We start from the raw sequence: 19,524 nt of genomic DNA on the forward strand, positions 1-19,524 counted from the left end.
TCAGAAGGAGCTGATCGGACTTGTTTAGTTTGTAGGGTGGACGTCGCTTCTTACGTCCGCCGTCGCCGGTGGATCGGAGAAGCGTGATCCACCCTACATTCAGCTTAAAGCTGCCTGACCTTCAATGAACGCCCCTTGATCTTGCCGGAGTTCAGGCGATTCATTGCTTGCTTGGCCACGTCGCGCTCGACGGCAACAAACGCCTGAAAGTCGAAGATCGCGATCTTGCCCACCTGCTTGCCCGGAATCCCCGCATCGCCTGTCAGTGCACCAAGGATGTCGCCGGGCCGCAGCTTGTCCTTGCGGCCTGCGCCGATGCACAGCGTCACCATTGGCGGCTGCAGCGGTTCGCCTGGCTGCACTTTCAGATCACCCAGGGGCTGCCAATTGAGCGGCGCTTTCTGCCGGTCCTCGATGGCCTGGGCGCGGTGGCCTTCGGCCGGGGCGACGAGGCTGATGGCGATGCCTTTCTTGCCGGCGCGACCGGTACGCCCAACCCGGTGGATGTGGATTTCGGAATCACGCGCCAGCTCGACGTTAATCACCATGTCCAGCGCGTCGATATCCAGACCGCGGGCCGCCACATCGGTCGCGACCAGCACCGACAGGCTGCGGTTGCTGAACATCGCCAGCACCTGGTCGCGGTCACGCTGCTCCAGATCGCCGTTCAGCGCCATGGCAGAGATACCCTTTTCGGTGAGGGCGTCGACCAATTCCTGGCACTGCTGCTTGGTAAAGCAGAAGGCCACGCAGGTCTCGGGTCGGAAGCTGGCGAGGACACGAATAACCGCCTGCATGCGCGCCTCGGGATCGATCTCGTAGAAGCGCTGCTCGATTTGGGTGTCGTCATGCAGGGCTTCGACCTTGACCTGCTGCGGATCGCGCATGAAGGTCGATGCGAGTTGCTTGATGCCGCTGGGGTAGGTCGCCGAGAACAGCAGGGTTTGCCGCTTGGTCGGGGTCTGCCCGATGATTTCGGCAATCGCATCGTAGAAACCCATATCGAGCATGCGGTCGGCTTCGTCGAGGATCAGCTTGTTCAGGCCGTCGAGTTTCAGTGAGCCCTTCTTCAAGTGTTCCTGAACGCGCCCAGGCGTGCCGACGATGATATGGGCGCCGTGTTCCAGCGAACCGATCTGCGGGCCGATGGACACGCCGCCGCAAAGCGTCAGGATCTTGATGTTATCTGCCGAGCGCGCCAGCCGGCGCAGTTCCTTGGCGACCTGATCGGCCAGCTCGCGGGTCGGGCAAAGCACCAGCGCCTGACAGCCAAAATAGCGCGGGTTGATTGGTTCCAGCAGGGCAATACCGAAGGCGGCGGTCTTGCCGCTGCCGGTCTTCGCCTGCGCGATAAGGTCCATACCTTTAAGCATGACCGGCAGGCTTTGCGCCTGAATCGGCGTCATTTCGGCATAGCCGAGCGCGTCGAGGTTGGCCAGCGTTGCAGGGCTGAGGGGCAGGGTGGCGAAGGCTGAACTGGGCACGGTATTGATCTGCTAGAAAAAGTGAGGCGCAGTCTAACAGGCGGCCCGCATCCACGCGTGCTGCCGATGGCCCGGCACCACGGGCGGAACGGATCGCGGCGACAGCCGGTCCCACTGAAGTCAATACAGAGTCAGGAGGCCGTTTTGTCCCGTTTGTTGTTGCTATTGAGCGCTTTAACCCTTCCCGCCGTTGCCGCTGAGCCAACGCTGTTCGGCCGCTATGAGCAGATCAAGATCGAAGACCTCGGCAAGACCCTCAAGGCGAAGATGGACACCGGTGCCATGACGGCTTCGCTGTCGGCACGCGATATCGAACGCTTCGAACGAGATGGTGAAGACTGGGTGAGATTCCGCCTGGCAGTCGAAGGCGCTGACGACACGCTATATGAGCATCGGCTGGCGCGTATCGCCGAAATCAAGACCCGCAAAGAAGAGGCGGTCGACCCGGACGACGACACCGATGTGGAGCGTGGGCCGGATGTAGCCGAGCGGCCGGTTGTCGAGATGCAGTTATGCATCGGTGACCAGCTACGCGAAACCGAGGTCAACCTGACCGACCGTAGCCACTTCCGTTATCCGCTATTGATAGGTGCGACGGCGATTCGCGACCTGGAAGCGGCAATTGACCCTGCCCAGAAATATACGGCTGGGCGTCCCACCTGCTAGTTCGGCTCGCTTCCTGCGAGCCAAGCGGGCGCGGATGGTAATAGCCTCCCGCGCCCGACGCACCCATTTGACCCCTATGGTTTGTCGCAATCAGAAGGGCACTTAGCGATGCGTATTAACGACTATTATCGTCAGCGAGCCTGACTCGGCTTGTAATCTAATCATAATCTTCGGGTGTTATTTAATTCGCGCATATTATTACTGCTCTGATCTTTAGGCCCTATGCGAAAGATAAATATAAGTCGTCTTACGCTTTTATTATTTCCGGTATCTGTTTAGTAGCTAGTATTCGAGGATTAGAAACCCTAGTTCAACGCTTGTTTTGTTTCGTGACCGCTGGGTCAGGTAATAATGATCCTCTGCGCGCGGCAAGCGGCTCGAAAGATTGGGTTCCATTTCGCTGAGGTGTTGGCAGAAGCGCTCAGTGTATGGCTTGAGGGTCGCGTGTCTTCAGGCACTACTAGTGCGCTGGCATATGGCCTGCGGGGAGGATATGGGACGGTCAGGCGACGGTTGGGGGTGTCGTTTTAGCGCTTGTTCTAGAGCCCGTCAGACTAAAGTCGGGGCTATCTTTTCACGACACATCCTTGCTAAATTCACGATGTGGTTCCCTTCACCCGTAATAAAAATAAGACGGAGAACGTCATGGCCGACGACGACGACAAAAAAAATGCTGATGCGTACTGGAAGGCGAATGTTCGCCTCATAACATGGAGCTTGGTAGTTTGGGCTCTTGTCTCATATGGTTTCGCCATTCTTCTGCGCCCTTTGCTGGCGGGTATCCCGGTCGGGGGAACTGACCTGGGGTTCTGGTTCGCTCAACAGGGTTCCATCATTACGTTCATTTTGATCATCTTCCACTACGCGTGGCGGCTGAACAAACTGGACAAGGAATTCGGGGTTGAGGAGTAACTAGAATGAGCCAATATTGGATCAACATGTCGTTCGTGGGCGCGTCCTTCCTGCTTTATATCGGGATCGCGATCTGGGCCCGCGCCGGTTCGACCAAAGAATTCTATGTCGCTGGTGGTGGCGTTCACCCGGTAACCAACGGCATGGCAACGGCGGCAGACTGGATGTCTGCAGCTTCCTTCATTTCCATGGCAGGTCTGATCGCCTCCGGCGGTTATGCCACTTCGGCGTACCTGATGGGCTGGACCGGTGGCTACGTGCTGCTGGCGATGCTGCTGGCGCCCTACCTGCGCAAGTTCGGCAAGTTCACGGTTCCGGACTTCATCGGTGACCGTTTCTACAGCCGTGGTGCGCGCCTGACTGCAGTCGTCTGCCTTATCCTGATCTCCGTAACTTACGTAATCGGCCAGATGGCTGGTGCGGGTGTGGCGTTCTCTCGCTTCCTCGAAGTGAGCAACTCCACCGGTATCTGGATCGCAGCCGTGATCGTGTTCGCCTACGCGGTATTCGGCGGCATGAAGGGGATCACCTACACCCAGGTGGCGCAGTACGTGGTTCTGATCATTGCCTACACTATTCCGGCCGTGTTCATTGCCATGCAGCTGACGGGCAACCCGATCCCGATGTTCGGCATGTTCAGCACCCATACCGAATCCGGTATGCCGCTGCTCGACAAACTGAACCAGGTGGTCACTGACCTCGGCTTCGCCGCTTACACCGCGGACGTCGACAACAAGCTGAACATGTTCCTGTTCACCCTGTCGCTGATGATCGGTACCGCTGGTCTGCCACACGTGATCATCCGCTTCTTCACCGTACCGAAGGTGGCTGACGCCCGTTGGTCCGCTGGCTGGACGCTGATCTTCATCGCTCTGTTGTACCTCACCGCGCCGGCTGTTGCGTCCATGGCACGCCTGAACCTGGTACAGACCATCTATCCGGAAGGCCCACAGGCCGATGCGATCCGCTACGAAGATCGTCCAGAGTGGATCCAGACCTGGGAAAAGACTGGTCTGATCGCTTGGGAAGACAAGAACGCTGACGGTCGTGTGCAGATGTACAACGACACCAACGCCGCCTTCACCCCGACCGCTACTGAGCGTGGCTGGAATGGCAACGAGCTGACCGTGAACAACGACATCATTGTTCTGGCCAACCCGGAAATCGCCAACCTGCCGGGCTGGGTCATCGGTCTGATCGCTGCCGGTGCTATCGCTGCTGCGCTCTCAACTGCTGCGGGTCTGCTGCTGGCGATCTCCTCTGCCATCAGTCATGACCTGATCAAAACACTGATCAATCCAAAGATCAGTGAGAAGAGCGAAATGCTGGCCGCCCGTCTAGCCATGACGGCAGCGATTCTGCTGGCGACTTGGCTGGGTCTGAATCCTCCGGGCTTTGCAGCTCAAGTCGTCGCCTTGGCGTTCGGTCTTGCGGCATCGAGTCTGTTCCCGGCGCTGATGATGGGCATCTTCTCCAAGCGTGTGAACAGCAAGGGCGCTGTAGCAGGAATGCTGGTTGGTGTAATTTCCACCGCCGTTTACATCTTCCTGTACCTGGGCTGGTTCTTCATCCCTGGCACTGCAAGCATCCCCAACACGCCTGATCAGTGGTGGATGGGCATCTCGCCGCAGGCCTTCGGTGCGGTAGGTGCGATGCTGAACTTCGCTGTTGCCTACGCTGTGTCGATGGCTACCGAGGCTCCGCCGCAGGAGATTCAGGATCTGGTCGAGAGCGTTCGTACTCCTAAGGGTGCTGGCGTTGCGCTTGATCACTAACTGATAATGCAGCCGGACGTCAGACCTGTTCTGGCACAAGGTTGAGGTACAAGTCGGGCTTCCATATGGAAGCCCGATTTTTTTAGGGGAGTTTTATATGTTCTGGCATCTAATCGCGGCAATCGTCGCTGGTGTAGCGGGTGCAGGCATCGGGCTGCTGCTGCGCTCACTGACGCGCAAGCGAGTGCCGAAATGGATCATTCCTGTCTGTGCAGGTCTGGGAATGCTGAGTTACACCATCCATTACGAATACACCTGGTTCGAAACCAAACAGGCCCGCTTACCGGAAGGGACCGTGGTTGTTTCGAGCGAAGAGGGGGAAATGTTGTGGCGCCCCTGGACCATGATGTACCCGATGCCCTTGAGCTACACGGTGCTCGATCAGGCAAACGCGCAGATCCAGGATACGAATCAGGGCCGCATTGCACGCTTTGTCCTGTATCGCTTCGATAAACAGCACCTGATGTCCACCGTAGTCAGTGGACGTTATCAGCTGATATGCGCGGAAAAGGCCATGTTCAGGCTGAACGAGGCGGGTCAGGCCAAAGCCGAAACCTTGACCGAGTTGGACGCCGATTCGCCGCTGTTTCAACGCATCTGCGGTGCCGATTCGCGTTAAGCCTCGGCGGAAGATTGGATCCATCACGCCGCTGAGCCCGTTGCTGGGGCGCAGCGCTGCGTTGGAGGCAACGTCTGGCCAGTCTAGGCCGGGCGGCCGGCCGAGGCTTTCAGGAACTCAATCCTTGATTACAGGCTGCGCAGTTCTGGCGGATGCTGCCATCCGACAGCGCAGCAGCGGCCATGCGCCGAGCGCTGCCGGGAGGCCTAGGCCGAGCCAGGCAAGTGCATCCCACCAGCCATCCCCCAGCAACGCAGCGAAAAGACCGGCTAGGCCGAGCACGGCTATCAATCCCGGCAGCAAGAAGGTCGATTTGCGCCAGCTCACTCCGACACATCTCGAGCGGCCACTCGCCCGCCGTGGCGCCGAACCCACCATAGATAAAGCCCGCTACCCAGTACGATGATGGTCAGCACGTCGAGCACGGCCCACAGAATCTGCATCGGCCGACCGCCGTAGTCACCGAAGTGCAGTGGTTGTGACAGGCCCAAGGCATCCATGTACCAAGGCCGCCCGCCAACGGCTGTGACCTCCAGTGTCTTCGCATCGATCAGTACAGGGGTAAACAGGTGTGAGGTCAGATGGCTGCTGCCATTCATGAATACGGTGTAGTGATGCTCGCTGGAAAAGCGCGTGCCCGGAAAGGCGATGAAGTCCGGCTGCATACCCGGTGCTGCTTGGGCCGCTATATTCAGAAGGTTGCTTGCCGGGGCGCGCGACGTCAGTGCTGGCGCATCACGGTAGGGCGCGAGCATTGACGCGAGCGAGTCGGCGCGCCAAGCCTCGATCACGAGATCAGCGCAGGCGCTGACCACTCCGGTAATACCCACTACCAGCGCCCAACTGAGCGTTACCACACCGATCAGGTTGTGCAGATCTAGCCAGCGAGTCCGGTTGGAGCGACCGTGACGTACCTGAGCAAACTCGAGCCGGCGCATGAAGGGCGCATAAAGCACGACGCCTGAAATGATTGCCACGATAAACAGCAGGCCCATGAAGGCCAGGAACAGCTTGCCGGGCAGCCCTGCAAACATGTCGACATGCATGCGCAGGAAAAACATCATCAGGCCGCCGTTAGCCGCCGGCATTTCGACCGCTTCGCCGCTACGGGCATCGAGCATGAAGGTGTAGGAAGAGTTGGGTTCGGTGCCGGCTGTTGCAGCGGTAATCGCCACAACACCGTTAGGCTCGTCCGCTTCCCAACCGAAATACTGCACCACCTCACCCTCGCGGTGCCGCTCGGCGGCTGTCACCAACTGCTGCAGATCGAGATGCGGCGTATCGGGTGCCATCTCACGCAACTCAGGCGCCTCGCCAAGTAGATGTTCCAGTTCGTGATGGAAGATCAACGGCAATCCGGTGACCGCCAGTAAGAGTAGAAACAGCGTGCAGATCAGGCTGGTCCAGGTATGGACGAAGGACCAGCGGCGGATGGTGGTGGCCCGCATCAGAACTCCAGCTGCGCCGACAGCTTGAGCGTGCGTGGTGCTCCAAGGTAATGGCTGCTCAGCCAGTATTCCTCGTCGGTCAGGTTGCTCAGGTTGGCGCGCAGGGTCAGGGCACGTTCATCCGCCAAGGCCATGCGATAGCGACCGCCCAGGTCGAAAGTGGTGAACGAGGGGATGGTGTGGTCGTTGGCCTCGTCGGTGTATTGCTTGCCCGTATAGAAGGCGCCACCGGTGAGTGTCAGCCCGGGTACGCCGAATATCGCGTATTCGCCGTACAGCTTGGCCAGGTGCCGCGCCACGTCGACCGGGCGGTTGCCGTCGTTGGCAGCGTTCGCCGCGCCTTCTACGACCGGATCGAGCAAAGTGACGCCGCCCACCAGCGTCAGTGCTGGGGTAACGTTGCCCGTTACGCTGAACTCCAGGCCCTTGTTGTTCTGCATGCCATCCTGAACGAAGAAGTTGGATGCATTGGTGTAGGTGTTGGGCTTCTCGATGTCGAACAGCGCGACGGTGTACAGGGCACCGCCGAGCTCGGCTTTCGCACCGATTTCGTATTGGTCGCTGACGATCGGCGCCAGTGCCTGGCCCGCGTTGTTCGTGCCGCTCGGCGCCACGCCACCCGTCTGCAGACCTTCGATGTAGGTCACGTACGTAGTCAGCCACTCGACTGGCTTGTAGACGAGCGAGACGTTGGGCGAGGTTTTAGTTTCGCTGTAGTCCTCGATCGCCGGCGGGCTGCCGAACGCTTCGACCCAGACGAAGTTGTCGCTGAAGGTCTTGATACGTGAGTGCGTCACGCCAAGAATTGTCGACCACTGTTCGTTGAAGGTGATGACGTCGCCGATCAGCACGCTGTCGGACTGGCTGCGGCTGGCCAGATGGTAGTCACCATCGCCGAGATCGTAGGCGGGCTTGGCCACCTGCGGCCGCTCGCTGAAGGGCACTTGGGGGGTGACCGATACATATTGTGGGCCCGGGAGCGGGATGTAGTCGGTGTTGTAGCGAACCCGTGCAATGTTTCCTTGGTAACCGAAGGTCATCTCATGGCCGATGCCCACGGTGTCGAAAACCGCATCGAGGAAAAGGTTACCGGAGGTCTCTTCGGTTTTCACCGGGGCGAAGGCGTAGAGCGGCTGGACGTACACGCCGGCCGAGTTCACGGTCGGCCCCGTATAGGCGTATTCGGTCGTGTACTGGCTGTAGCCGAGCGCACCGCGCAAACTGAACACGTCGCTCAGGCGCCACTGGAAGCGGCTGCCGACACGGTCGTGGCGGCTGTCGTTGTAGGCCCATCGTTGGCTATAGAGCTCGTCGTTCTCCAAGTCGTCGGCATCAGGCCGGAATGCTTGATCGGCGAAGTACCAGTAGCTGGTGAGGCCCCGCGTCTCGCTCTGCTTGTGCGAGGCGTCGAACTGGATGAGCAAGTCGTCGCTGACGTTCCAGTCCAGTGCGACGCTGGCCATGTGACGGCGTTCGACCTGTCCGTCAATGGCGGTTTCACCGTCCTGGGCGAGCAGGTTGACGCGGTAGGCGAAGCGGCCTTCGCTGTCGATCGGCCCGCCGAAGTCGCCGTGCAGGTACTGGTTCTCGCCGCCAGGGGTGCCGTAGGTCACGCTGTTGTAGCGCTCGGTAGTGGGGCGCTTGAGCACGTAGTTGACTAGTCCGCCGGGGCTGGCCGGACCATAGAGGAAGCCGGACAGACCGCTGAGGATCTCCAGCCGCTCCATTTCCTCGATGAAGTTTCCGCCATCGTAGCTATTACTGAATCGCAGGCCGTCATTGGCGATGCTAAGGTTGCCGACGCCGCTGAAGCCGCGAATGGCTACCGCGCTGGCGTAACCCGCGCTGGTCGGGGAGGTGAACTGCGTGGTCGGGCTGAGCTTGAATATGTCGTCGCTGGAGGTGGCCTGGATGTTATCCATCAGCTCCGAGGAAATCACTGTCACCGAATAGGGAGCATCCTGGAGTGCCATTCCGCCCAGCGCGCCGACGTTTCGCACGGCGCTGGCGCGATAGCCGCTTTCTTCGCCGCCCTCAGCCAACGCCTCGGTTGCCGTCACGGTGACATCCGGCAGTGCCATCGCCTCGGTTGCTGCCTGCTGCAAACTGAAGCTGCCCGAAGGGTCCTGACGAAGTTCGAGTCTGGTGTCGCGCAAGGCTCGCTGCAGCGCCCCCTGGCCATCGAAGCGGCCTTGTACCGGCTCCGCCATGCGGTTGCGAGTCAGAGCGGGATCAATACTGAGCACCAGCCCTGCTTCGGCGGCGATGCGATTCAGCGTCGAAGCCAGAGGCGCGGCGGGTAGGGAGTATTCGCGGACCTCGCCAGCAGCCGTTTCGCCGTTGGACGTCTGGGCCAGTAGTGGCAGCGGCGCGACGGCAATAGCAACGGCCAGAAGGCTGGGGCGGAACAGTGAAAGCGATGGCATTTGTGAATAACTCCCGAATAGGAATATGTCTCAGTTATTCATGAGGCCGGAGGAGAAATGAAAAGTGATAGGGGCAGCTGAAAATATTTTTGTAGGGTCTGGGGTGACCGCTGCGATGGGTGCTGCAGTTACTTGTGCGAATCGCTGGCAGGTTGCGCCGGAACGACCTTGACCCACCAATCAGTGTGCTGCTCGATCTGCACCGGTAGGCTGGGTGGTAGGGCCGCCAGCGCGCGGTCGGTGTCGTGCAGCGGGAAGCTGCCGCTGATGCGCAGGGATTCGAGGCTCGGATCGAGGCCGAGGTAACCACGGCGATACTCACCGAGTATGGCTAGCAGCTCGCTCAACGGCAGATCTTCTACCACGAGCATGCCCCGGCTCCAGGCGTCTGCAGCAACCGGTGCTGCCTGATTGTCGTCGAGATGATCGAGGTGCATCAGTACCTGCTCGCCAGCCTGCACAGTGCGACCCGCCTGTAGGCCGCCGGGAAGCGCGGCCACAGCGGATCGGAGTACGACCAGGCGGGTCGCATCACCTTCTCGGCGAACGATGAATCGCGTGCCGAGCGCGCGCAGATCGCCTTGTTCGGTTTCGACGACAAAGGGTCTTGGGTCATTGCCCGGTGCGGTTTCAACAAGCACCTCACCGCTGTGCAGAAACAGCCGGCGCTCTTGCTGATCGAAGTGAATATCCAGTGCGCTGCGGCTGTTCAGCTGAATGTGGCTATTGTCAGCCAGCGTAACGCTCTGCTGTTCCCCGGCGCCGGTGCGTTCGTCAGCTAACCACACCGGCAGCGGCTGCGATTGCAGTGCGATTCCCATGCCCAGCGTGCACAGCAATGCCAGGCCCAGAAGCGCACGACCTGCTGTCCGCCGTCCGGGGTGAGCACTGATCTGCAACGCCCTTCGCGCGGTTGGGGAATTAATGGTGCCGAGTTGCTGATCGATGCCGCCCAGTTGTGCCCAGGCTTTGGCGTGCTCGGCACTTTCACTCAACCAGCGTTGTAGCGCCTCTCGGACCTGAGGGCTCGCGCCACCGTCGCCAAGACGCAGCTGCCAGGCGATAGCCTCATCGAGCACACGGGCCGATACCGGCTGCCGGTCCACACTCATCTAGGCTCACCGTAAACGGCGATATAACACTGGCGCAGAGCCTGGGCGAGGTACTGTCTTACGCGTGGAACGGAGACGCCGAGGCGCGACGCAATTTCGGCGTGGGTCAGGCCGTCCAGGCGGTTATAGAAGAAGGCTGCACGTGCATTAGCCGAGAGCGCACCGAGCATGAGGTTCACTTCGCGCAATGCCTGGAGCACTTGCAGCTGATCCTCGGCGCTGGGTTGTGTGTCTTCCGGCTGCAGTGCCAGCTCGTCCAGATAGGTGCGCTCCAGCGCGCTGCGACGAAAATGATCGATCAACAGGCCGCGAGCGATCGTCGCCAGCAAAGTGCGTGGCTCACGTAGATCGCCTATATCGTTACGCTTGAGCAGCCGCAGGAAGGTGTCCTGGCTCAGGTCCTCGGCACGATGAGGACACGCTTGTTGGCGGCGCAGCCAGTTCAACAGCCAATCGCGATGATCGCGATACAGCGAGCCCACGAACTGTTGATGGGTCGACCCAGCCGACAAGCGAATGCTCCAAGGCCGACACCTCGGCCAATAACGAGAACTATTCGCACATGATCGCAAGTTGCCGGCAGCGGTGCAACGAGGATGTTGCGCCGTTCGATCAGGAACCCGGCAAGCCCCACTACATGAATTGAGCCTGCTGCCGTTTGCGCCAGTTGGCCAATCGTTGGCTCATCGCCTCAAGGCTGTCCACGCCCTGTCGACGCGCCTTGCTGAACAGGATCAACGCCAGCTCGGCAGTGGCCAGTGCATCTGCGCTGGCGTGATGGCGTTGCAGAACTTGAAGTCCGAAATGGCTGCACCAGTCATCCAGACCGTTTTGTCTGGGTCGGTTGTCGGGGCAAAGCATGGGTGCGACTTCGGCGATGTCGATGAATGGATGGCGCAGCTTGTAGCCTAGCGTCTGTTTTAACGCGCGGGTGAGCATGCGCTGATCGAAACCGGCGTGGAATGCCAGAATCGGGCTGTCTCCAATGAACTCCATCAAATCCAGAAGCGCTTCGGCTGGGTCTTCGCCCGCTTCGAGCTCGCTTGGCGCAATCCCGTGGATCAGCACGCTTTCGCTGACCTTTTGCGCCCGGCGCAACAGCGTCGACTCGTACTGGTCCCCCAGTTGGATGCCGCCTCGCTCGATAACCACCGCGCCAATGGAAAGGACGATATCGCGGCGCATGTCGAGACCGCTGGTTTCGAGATCAAGCACCACCATACGCTGCACGTCGAGCGGACAAAGGTCCAGGGCAGCAGGCGGCGCAAGCTGATCACGCCGTTGCAGTTGTTCGAGTTCGAGGATAGGGCCGCGACGTTTGAACCAGGGCATATTCATAACTGGTAGCGGACCGCCAGACTGCTCTGTAGGCGCTGGGCTTGGCGAAAGGATTCGCGCAGGATACGCCGATCCAGATGATTGAGGGTGTCCGGGTCGAGCCGGTTCGAGTAAGGCCTTCCCTCGCGTGCTTGCTGCTGGTGCTGTTGCATGCGGGTCTGCTGGATGAAATGGTAGGCCTCTTCATAGGCAGCACCATCCTTTCCGTCGATGACATCTTTTTCGACCAGTTGGCGCAATCGATCCAACGTATTGCACGCTGTGATGCCGTGGCCCAGCGCCAGCAGCCGCGCCCCGTCTACGAAGGGGGTCAGGCCCTGCACTTTGAGATCCAGGGTCGCCTTGCCGTCGCCTTTGCGGGTCACCACGAAATCGCGAAAACGTCCTACGGGCGGGCGATGACGTAGCGCATTTTCCGCCATCATGCGCTGGAACAACCGACTGTCGCCGACCTCCTCAAGCATGTTGCTACGCAACTGCTCGCACCCCTCGCTGGGACCCCAGATCGCGCGCAGGTCGAAATAAATGGTGCTGCTGAGCAGATTTTCCGGTGTCGATTCCCGAATGAAGGCGCTGAAGCGCCGCTGCCATTCGAGTCGTGAAAGGCACAGCTGCGGGTTGCTGGCCATGATGTTGCCCTTGCACAGGGTGAAGCCACAGGTGTCCAGATCGTGGTTGATGCGCTCTGCAAGCGGCAGCAGGCGGCCCCGGATAGAGGCGGCTTCGGCTGCGTCAGCGGCTTCGAAGAGCATGCCGTTGTCCTGATCGGTATGCAGGGTCTGCTCGCGGCGCCCTTCACTGCCGAAGCACAGCCAGGTGAAAGGAATGCCGGGGTCGCCGAGCAATTCGATGGCCAGTTCGATCACGCGGCAAACCGTATGGTCGTTGAGCAGCGTGATGATGTGTGTGATCTGCGTAGAGGAGGCGCCGTGCGCCAGCATATTGTCGACCAACTGCAAGATCCGGCTGCGGATGATCACCAGCGTCTCGACGCTGTCGGCGTGCGAAATCGCCTGCGCCAGATGAACCAGGTCGACGCGCTGCAGCGAGAACAGATCGCGCTCGGAAATCACCCCGCTCAGCAGGCCTTTATCGACAACGCAGACGTGAGCGATGTGACGCTCGGTCATGGCGATGGCGGCATCGAAGGCGGTTGCATCCGGCGGAAGGTGGAATGGATCCTGCGTCATGAATTCGGCAATCGGGGCAGAGAGGTCGGTCGTACCGGTGCCGATCACCCGGCGCAGATCGCGCAAGGTGAAGATGCCTTGCGGGTGAAATTCGAGGTCGGTAATTACCACGCTGCCGGTGTTGTTTTCGTGCATCAGGGCCACCGCATCGGCCAGTGGCATCGATGGCAGGCAAGAGACCGGATGGTGCAAAGCGAGCTCGCCGATGCGCGTCTCCAGCGAGTATTGCTCGCCCAAGCTCTCCACCGCGCGCATCTGCGCCTGCTGATTGACCAAGTCGAGCAGGCTGCTGACGCCGCGCATGGCGAAGTCACGAAATGCCGCGGATTTGGAGACCAGTTTGACGAAGGCGGGCTTGTTTAGCAGAAAACAGAAGGTGTCTTCGGCGGCGAAGTGCCCGGTGCGGGTGGCACGCTCGCCCATCAAGGCGGCCATCGGAAAGCATTCGCCGACGATCACCTCGAAGGTTGTGTCGGTGCCGCGCTTGCTGGTGTGTGGGCGCTGACCATGAACCCGGCCTTGCTTGATGATGTAGAAGTGTTCGACGACACCGTCATCAGGCGAAATGATGCAATCGCCTTCGCTGTAAAAGCGCAGCTGGCAGTTCTCAACCAGATAAGCCAGATGGCCGGGTTCCATCTGATTGAACGGCGGGTACTTGCGCAGAAACTCCATGGTTCCGTGGATGTTCTGCAGTACGGCGGTTTTGCCTGCCTCGGCGAAAGCATCGGCTTTGCTCATGGTTCGGTTCCATTTTTGCGCCCAATGGTGGGCTGTGGGTCCGGTGGGGCACATTGGACGTAAGTCTAGTCGCGGGCAGGCAGCATCGGGCTGACACGGGTCAGCTGAGCGGGCGGGGTTGTAGCAGGATTTTGCGCGCATAAAAAAACCGCCCCGTAGGGCGGTTTTGGTGGTGCGTTCGATTACGGCAGGGTGAACAGCACCTTGACCGAATCGTTGACTGCGGCGCTGTCGACATAACCGATGGCGTCGGCTTCGGCGGCAACCTTGGCGACCATCGCTGCGTCGTCGGCCACGCTTGGCAGTGGCTGGCCCTTGCCGGTGAAGATCAGCCCGGACCAGTACGACTTGAGCTGCGACTCGTTCTTGTTGGTGACGCCTGAATAGAAAGCCTCTTTGGCGGGAGTCCAGCCGGCTTGGTCGACGCCTTTCATGGACTTGTCTTTGCCCAGGAAGATGTTGGCTACGTCGGACTGCGACGGCGCTTTCGCCGCGCCGGGATTGACGATCACGGCGACCTCGGCCTGAGCCATGGAAACCATGCCGAGCAGGGCTGCGCTGCCGAGAATGCGAAGGGATGTTTTCATCTGGACGCTCCTCAGAATACGAAATCAACGCCGACGGAAACGATGTCGCCGTCGTAGTTGCGGGCAGGGGTGCCACGGGTGCCAGCGCTGAGGTCATACACTGCGTTGTTGAAGACTTCCTGGGCGTTGCGGGTGAACACACCGTCATAACCATTTTTGGTGTCGACGCGCTTGTACTCGCCCTTGACCACGACGGTCGGGGCGGCCTGGTAGTTCAGCCCCAGCGTCCAGGAGGACTGACGACCGCCGTTGTCGTCCAGCTGTGCATAAGTCACGTGCGGCAGGAAATCACCGAAGCGACGGCCACCCATCAAGTAGAAGGAATCGATCGACTCCATGTCGTCGTTCTCGATCATGCGTGAGGTCCATTCGTTGCTGCTGACCCAGACGCCGTTGTCGTACTGGTAGCCGATCGAGGTGAACTTGCCTTTTTCCTTGTCCAGAGTGAGCAGGCTCAGCGGAGTACTAACGCCCGGCGCCACAGTGACCGTACCGTTGATATCCGTCTTGATATCCGCTTCGACATAGCCGACGCGCAGCGTACCGAAATCATTGGTGGCCAGGCTGACGCTGGCGCCGAAAAGGTTGCCGTAGTCAATATCGAACTGCTCGTCATAGGCGTAGTAGTCACGATTCTTGGCCTGACCACCCGCGACCTGGACGGTCACTGAGCCATAGGAAAGCGGCACGGTGTAGACCGCATCAACGCCTTCGTAATTGGTCACCTGGACCTGGCTGTAGACCTCGTCGGGCAGACGCAGCCAAGGGTAGCTGTAGCCGACGTCGAGGCTTTCTGAGTACATGTAAACCGGGCTGCGCAGGCGGCCGGCGCGGAGCATCAGCTGATCGGTGGTCTGCCACGAGAGGTAAGCCCACTCCAGGTTGGCTTTCCACTCATCCTGCTGCGGCTTGGCGGTGGCCTGAACGGTCACGCCGACGGTGTCGGTGATGCCGTAGCTCAGCTGGGCGCCGAACTTGGACAGTTGGTCGCCGCGCCAGGAGTCGTTGGTTTGGCCTTGCACACCATAGCTGCGGCCATCGTCTTCACCACCCAGATGGGTGATACCGACGGTGCCGAAACCATTGAAGCGGTGCTCGCCTTGCTCGAGGGCGAAGGCTTGAGTGGTCGCCAGGCAGACGGCTGCCAGGCCGATAACACGTACTGCGGTCATCAGGGTGCTCCTAAAATCAATTTAAACGCGGAATTGGGCCGTGGCCGCACGCAGGTGATCGCCCGTGCTGACCAGTTGCTCGCCCAGTCGGGCGGTGGCTTCGGCGCCGTTTGCGGTTGCTTTTGCGTCCTGCTGCAACACTTGGGTTTCTTGTTGGATGGAACTCGACAGGCCAATCTGCTCTTGAGTGAACTGGGCGATCCCGGCGTTGAGTTCGTCGATCTGGTTGACGGTGCGGGCGATGGTCTCGAGCAGTTGGGTCGCTTCCACCGAGCGCTCGATGCTGGCGCGTGATTTCTCGCCATTGCTGTTCATCACGTTGAGCACCGTGTTGGCGCTGCTTTGCAGACGCTGGATGATCTGCTGAATCTCTGCCGTCGAAGCTGCGGTTTTCTGCGCCAGGTTACGCACCTCGTCAGCCACCACGGCGAAGCCGCGACCCTGTTCACCGGCGCGGGCGGCTTCGATGGCGGCGTTCAGCGCGAGCAGGTTGGTCTGCTCGGCGATGCTGCGGATCACCGTGAGTACGGAGCCGACTTCCTGGGTTTCTTCCTCCAGCTGTTCCATGGCCTTGACCGCGCCCATCACGCTGTCACCCAGATCGCTGATGCCGGTGGACAGGCTGCCGACATGCTCACGTGCCGTGGCGGCCTGGCGCGCAGCGGAGTTGGCTTCGTTGGAAGCCTGCTGCGAACGCTGAGCGACCTCCTGAATGCTGCCGGTCATGGTGAGGATGTCGCGGGTGATGGAGTCGGTGTGGTGCTGCTGCGATTTGGCGTTTTCTTCCGAGCCCTGGGTCAGGTTGTAGAGTTCTTTCGATACCTGGCCGAGCGGGCTGGCCGCCTCGATGATCTGGCGAATCGTGCGCTGCAGCTTGTCGAGAAAGCCATTGAACAGCTCGATCATGGCGCCGATTTCGTCGTTCGATTCGACGTTCACGCGTTGCGTCAGGTCGCCATCGCCGCGTGCAATGGATTGCAGCGAGGCAATCACGCCGCGCACGTTGGCCATCACGCTGCGTATCACCAGCCAGGCGCCGAGACTGACCACCACGATCAGCACTACGCTGAGGATGATGCCCAGGCGTGTGGTGGCTTCGTTGGCTTCACGGGTTTCGGCCAGGGTTTGCTGGAAATCCTGATAGGCACCGGTGCGGAAGTCAGATGCGAGTTTCTGTGCCTGAGCGAGATCGCTGGCCATACGGTCCAGGCTCGGCCGTAGGTCATCGAACGAGGCGCTGCCATCGATCAGCTTCGCTGAAGCATCGAGCGCATTGTCGGCGTAAGTCTTGACTGCATTGCGCCACTCGTTGAGCGCCTGTAGCCGTTGCGGTTGAGCGTTCAGGAGCGTGGCGAGCGCCTGTTGCTGCGAATCGATTTCGCTGAGTACTTGGCGTGCTTCGTCGAGAATGCCCGGCTCGCCCGCTGCCACGGCATTGTTTAGCAGGCCGGGTATACGGGAAAACTGGAAGATCACCGCGTCGGTTTTTTCCAGTGTGGGATAGCTCTGAGTTTCGATGCTGACGAGGCGTGAATCCGTCGCAGAAAGCTGCAGCGAGGTATAGCCGACATAAAGGATCAGCCCGAGCAGGGCGACGGCAGGAACCAGCGACAGCTTCGCGGTTAGCGAGAAATTTTTGAACATGCAACGACTCCACGGCGGGGTGGCGGATACTACGAGAAGGCGACTAATAGCGGAGTGCCATCTATCTGAAATATTGTGACTAGAAGTGGCGTTCTAGTCACGTTATCGGTTGTAACAAACCGAACTTGAGCGCCGCTCAGCTGAAACAAGGCATAAAAAAACCGCCCCGTGGGGCGGTTCAGTCTCAGCTGCAGTGCGGGTTACAGGCCGTTTTTGGCCTTGAACTCGCGGCGGCGGCGATGCAGCACCGGCTCGGTGTAGCCGTTCGGCTGCTTGGTACCTTCAAGGACCAGCTCCAGGGCGGCCTGGAAGGCCACGCTGTTGTCGAAGTCCGGCGCCATTGGGCGGTACAGCGGGTCGCCCTGGTTCTGGCGGTCGACTACCGGCGCCATGCGCTTGAGGCTTTCGACCACCTGATCTTTGGTCACCACGCCGTGGCGCATCCAGTTGGCCACGTGCTGGCTGGAGATGCGCAGGGTGGCGCGGTCTTCCATCAGCGCGATGTCGTTGATGTCCGGCACCTTGGAGCAGCCGACGCCCTGTTCGACCCAGCGAACCATGTAGCCGAGGATGCCCTGCGAGTTGTTGTCCAGCTCGTTGCGCTTCTCTTCCTCGCTCCAGTTGGTGTCTTGCGCCAGCGGGATGGTGAGGATGTCGTCGATGGAGGCCTTCTCGCGCTTGGCCAGTTCGACCTGACGCGCCTGCACGTCGACCTTGTGGTAGTGCATGGCATGAAGGGTGGCAGCGGTCGGCGACGGAACCCAGGCGGTGTTGGCGCCAGCCATGGGGTGACCGATCTTCTGCTCGAGCATCGCGGCCATCAGGTCAGGCATGGCCCACATGCCCTTGCCGATCTGCGCCTTGCCCTGCAGGCCGCAGGCGAGGCCCACGTCGACGTTATTGTTCTCGTAGGCGCTGATCCACTTCTCGGATTTCATGGCGGCCTTGCGTACTACCGGGCCGGCTTCCATGGAGGTGTGGATCTCGTCGCCGGTGCGGTCGAGGAAGCCGGTGTTGATGAACACCACACGCTCACGCGCTTCCTTGATGCAAGCCTTGAGGTTGATCGTGGTGCGACGCTCCTCGTCCATGATGCCGACTTTCAGGGTGTTGCGCGGCAGACCGAGGACGTCCTCGACGCGGCCGAACAGTTCGGTGGCGAAGGCCACTTCTTCCGGGCCGTGCATCTTCGGCTTGACGATGTACATCGATCCGGTGCGGGTGTTCTTGCGGCTGGTGTCGCCCTTGAGGTTATGAATCGCGGCCAGGCTGGTGAACAGACCGTCCATGATGCCTTCGGGGACTTCGTTGCCGTCCTTGTCGAGGATGGCGTCGTTGGTCATCAGGTGACCGACGTTGCGGATGAACAGCAGCGAGCGGCCGTGCAGGGTCAGCTCACCGTTGCCGTCGGCCTGGGTGTAGACGCGGTCCGGGTTCATGGCGCGGGTGATGCGCTTGCCGCCCTTGTCCAGTTCCTCGGCCAGATCGCCCTTCATCAGGCCGAGCCAGTTGCGGTAGACGATGGTCTTGTCATCGGCATCGACCGCAGCAATCGAGTCTTCGCAGTCCATGATGGTCGTCAGTGCCGACTCCATCAGAACGTCCTTCACGCCGGCTGCATCGGTCTGGCCGATGGGGCTGGACGGATCGATCTGGATTTCGAAGTGGATGCCGTTGTGCTTGAGCAGCACGGCGATCGGTGCGTTGGCGTCGCCCTGGAAGCCGCGCAGTTGCGCTGGGTTCTGCAGGCCGGTGGTGCTGCCATCCTTCAACGAGACGACCAGTTTGCCAGCATCGATGCGGTAACCAGTGGAGTCGGCATGCGAGCCCGTTTCCAACGGAGCGGCTTCGTCGAGGAAGGCGCGGGCATAGGCGATGACCTTGTTGCCGCGGACTTCGTTGTAGCCGGGGCCTTTGCTGGCGCCGTCTTCTTCGGGGATCACATCGGTGCCGTAGAGCGCGTCATACAGCGAGCCCCAGCGCGCATTGGCGGCGTTAAGGGCGAAGCGCGCATTCATGATCGGCACCACCAGCTGCGGGCCGGCCATGCTGGCGATTTCTTCGTCAACGTTCTGGGTAGTGGCCTGGAAGTCTTCGGCTTCCGGCAGCAGGTAGCCGATTTCCTGCAGGAAGGCTTTGTAGGCCGCGGCATCGTGGGCCTGACCGGCACGCGCCTGGTGCCAGGCGTCGATCTGGGCTTGCAGGTCGTCACGCTTGGCTAGCAGCGCGCGATTCTTTGGCGCCAGGTCATGGATGACGCTGGAAGCGCCGGCCCAGAAGGCATCGGCATCAACGCCGGTACCAGGAATCGCTTCGTTGTTCACGAAGTCGTACAGGACTTTGGCGACCTGCAGGCCACCGACTTGAACGCGCTCAGTCATTACTCGCCTCACTTGGTTCTTCTTCAAAT

The 19,524-nt window shown here is 60.4% G+C and carries 16 protein-coding genes and 1 pseudogene; 4 read left to right on the forward strand and 13 right to left on the reverse strand.

The annotated features are described in order from the left end of the window. Positions 1-104 precede the first annotated feature (104 nt). Complete coding sequence (gene dbpA, locus RT21_RS03670) at positions 105-1,484, reverse strand: ATP-dependent RNA helicase DbpA (protein WP_046161653.1); 1,380 nt, start codon at positions 1,482-1,484, stop codon at positions 105-107. A 144-nt stretch (positions 1,485-1,628) separates the two neighbouring features. Between dbpA and RT21_RS03675 the strand changes: the two genes are divergently transcribed. The 4 genes from RT21_RS03675 (at position 1,629) to RT21_RS03690 (ending at position 5,456) form a co-directional block, all read left to right on the forward strand. Beyond that, positions 1,629-2,150, forward strand: a complete 522-nt coding sequence (locus tag RT21_RS03675; RefSeq protein ID WP_045423808.1) for a retropepsin-like aspartic peptidase RloA2 — start codon at positions 1,629-1,631, stop codon at positions 2,148-2,150. Positions 2,151-2,795: 645 nt separating this feature from the next. Then, a complete protein-coding gene (locus RT21_RS03680) occupies positions 2,796-3,062 on the forward strand; it encodes a DUF4212 domain-containing protein (protein WP_045423810.1) in 267 nt (88 codons plus the stop codon). A gap of 5 nt (positions 3,063-3,067) precedes the next feature. Beyond that, positions 3,068-4,837 (forward strand): sodium:solute symporter family protein, encoded by a 1,770-nt coding sequence (locus tag RT21_RS03685; protein ID WP_046161654.1) that lies wholly within the window; start codon positions 3,068-3,070, stop codon positions 4,835-4,837. Between the two features lie 97 nt (positions 4,838-4,934). Then, positions 4,935-5,456, forward strand: coding sequence for a hypothetical protein (locus tag RT21_RS03690; protein WP_046161655.1), 522 nt, complete (start codon positions 4,935-4,937; stop codon positions 5,454-5,456). Positions 5,457-5,573: 117 nt separating this feature from the next. Here RT21_RS03690 and RT21_RS24035 read toward each other — a convergent pair whose 3' ends face one another. The 12 genes and pseudogenes from RT21_RS24035 to RT21_RS03745 all read right to left on the reverse strand — a co-directional run bounded on the left by RT21_RS24035 (position 5,574) and on the right by RT21_RS03745 (position 19,495). Then, positions 5,574-5,783 (reverse strand): hypothetical protein, encoded by a 210-nt coding sequence (locus RT21_RS24035; RefSeq protein WP_064480781.1) that lies wholly within the window; start codon positions 5,781-5,783, stop codon positions 5,574-5,576. Next, entirely contained in the window at positions 5,780-6,904 is a 1,125-nt protein-coding gene (locus tag RT21_RS03700; protein WP_046161657.1) for a PepSY-associated TM helix domain-containing protein, read from the reverse strand. Before RT21_RS03700 ends, RT21_RS24035 begins: the two co-directional genes overlap by 4 nt. After that, positions 6,904-9,330: a TonB-dependent receptor gene (locus tag RT21_RS03705; RefSeq protein ID WP_046161658.1), complete on the reverse strand. Its 2,427-nt coding sequence runs from the start codon at positions 9,328-9,330 to the stop codon at positions 6,904-6,906. The genes RT21_RS03700 and RT21_RS03705 overlap by 1 nt, the downstream gene beginning before the upstream one ends. 128 nt (positions 9,331-9,458) lie before the next feature. Next, entirely contained in the window at positions 9,459-10,442 is a 984-nt protein-coding gene (locus RT21_RS03710) for a FecR domain-containing protein (RefSeq protein WP_046161659.1), read from the reverse strand. Beyond that, positions 10,439-10,954, reverse strand: a complete 516-nt coding sequence (locus RT21_RS03715) for an RNA polymerase sigma factor (protein WP_046161660.1) — start codon at positions 10,952-10,954, stop codon at positions 10,439-10,441. The genes RT21_RS03710 and RT21_RS03715 overlap by 4 nt, the downstream gene beginning before the upstream one ends. A 121-nt stretch (positions 10,955-11,075) precedes the next feature. Continuing rightward, a complete protein-coding gene (locus RT21_RS03720) occupies positions 11,076-11,780 on the reverse strand; it encodes a 3'-5' exonuclease (RefSeq protein WP_046161661.1) in 705 nt (234 codons plus the stop codon). Continuing rightward, positions 11,777-13,711 carry a putative nucleotidyltransferase substrate binding domain-containing protein gene (locus RT21_RS03725; protein ID WP_046161662.1) on the reverse strand — a complete coding sequence of 645 codons (1,935 nt, stop codon included), beginning with the start codon at positions 13,709-13,711 and terminating at the stop codon, positions 11,777-11,779. The genes RT21_RS03720 and RT21_RS03725 overlap by 4 nt, the downstream gene beginning before the upstream one ends. 182 nt (positions 13,712-13,893) lie before the next feature. Then, entirely contained in the window at positions 13,894-14,298 is a 405-nt protein-coding gene (locus RT21_RS03730) for a type 2 periplasmic-binding domain-containing protein (protein WP_046161663.1), read from the reverse strand. Between the two features lie 11 nt (positions 14,299-14,309). Next, a complete protein-coding gene (locus RT21_RS03735) occupies positions 14,310-15,470 on the reverse strand; it encodes a hypothetical protein (RefSeq protein ID WP_046161664.1) in 1,161 nt (386 codons plus the stop codon). Positions 15,471-15,491: 21 nt separating this feature from the next. Next, on the reverse strand, positions 15,492-16,376 hold the full coding sequence (locus tag RT21_RS24340) for a methyl-accepting chemotaxis protein (protein WP_371263598.1): 885 nt from the start codon (positions 16,374-16,376) through the stop codon (positions 15,492-15,494). Then, positions 16,350-17,114 (reverse strand): annotated as a pseudogene (locus tag RT21_RS24345) (HAMP domain-containing protein); the annotation flags it as partial. The pseudogene RT21_RS24345 and the gene RT21_RS24340, both read right to left, overlap by 27 nt. Positions 17,115-17,314: 200 nt before the next feature. Next, positions 17,315-19,495 (reverse strand): malate synthase G, encoded by a 2,181-nt coding sequence (locus RT21_RS03745; RefSeq protein WP_046161666.1) that lies wholly within the window; start codon positions 19,493-19,495, stop codon positions 17,315-17,317. Positions 19,496-19,524 lie beyond the last annotated feature (29 nt).

Source organism: Pseudomonas sp. 10B238 (genome assembly GCF_000970615.1).
Lineage (GTDB): Bacteria > Pseudomonadota > Gammaproteobacteria > Pseudomonadales > Pseudomonadaceae > Stutzerimonas.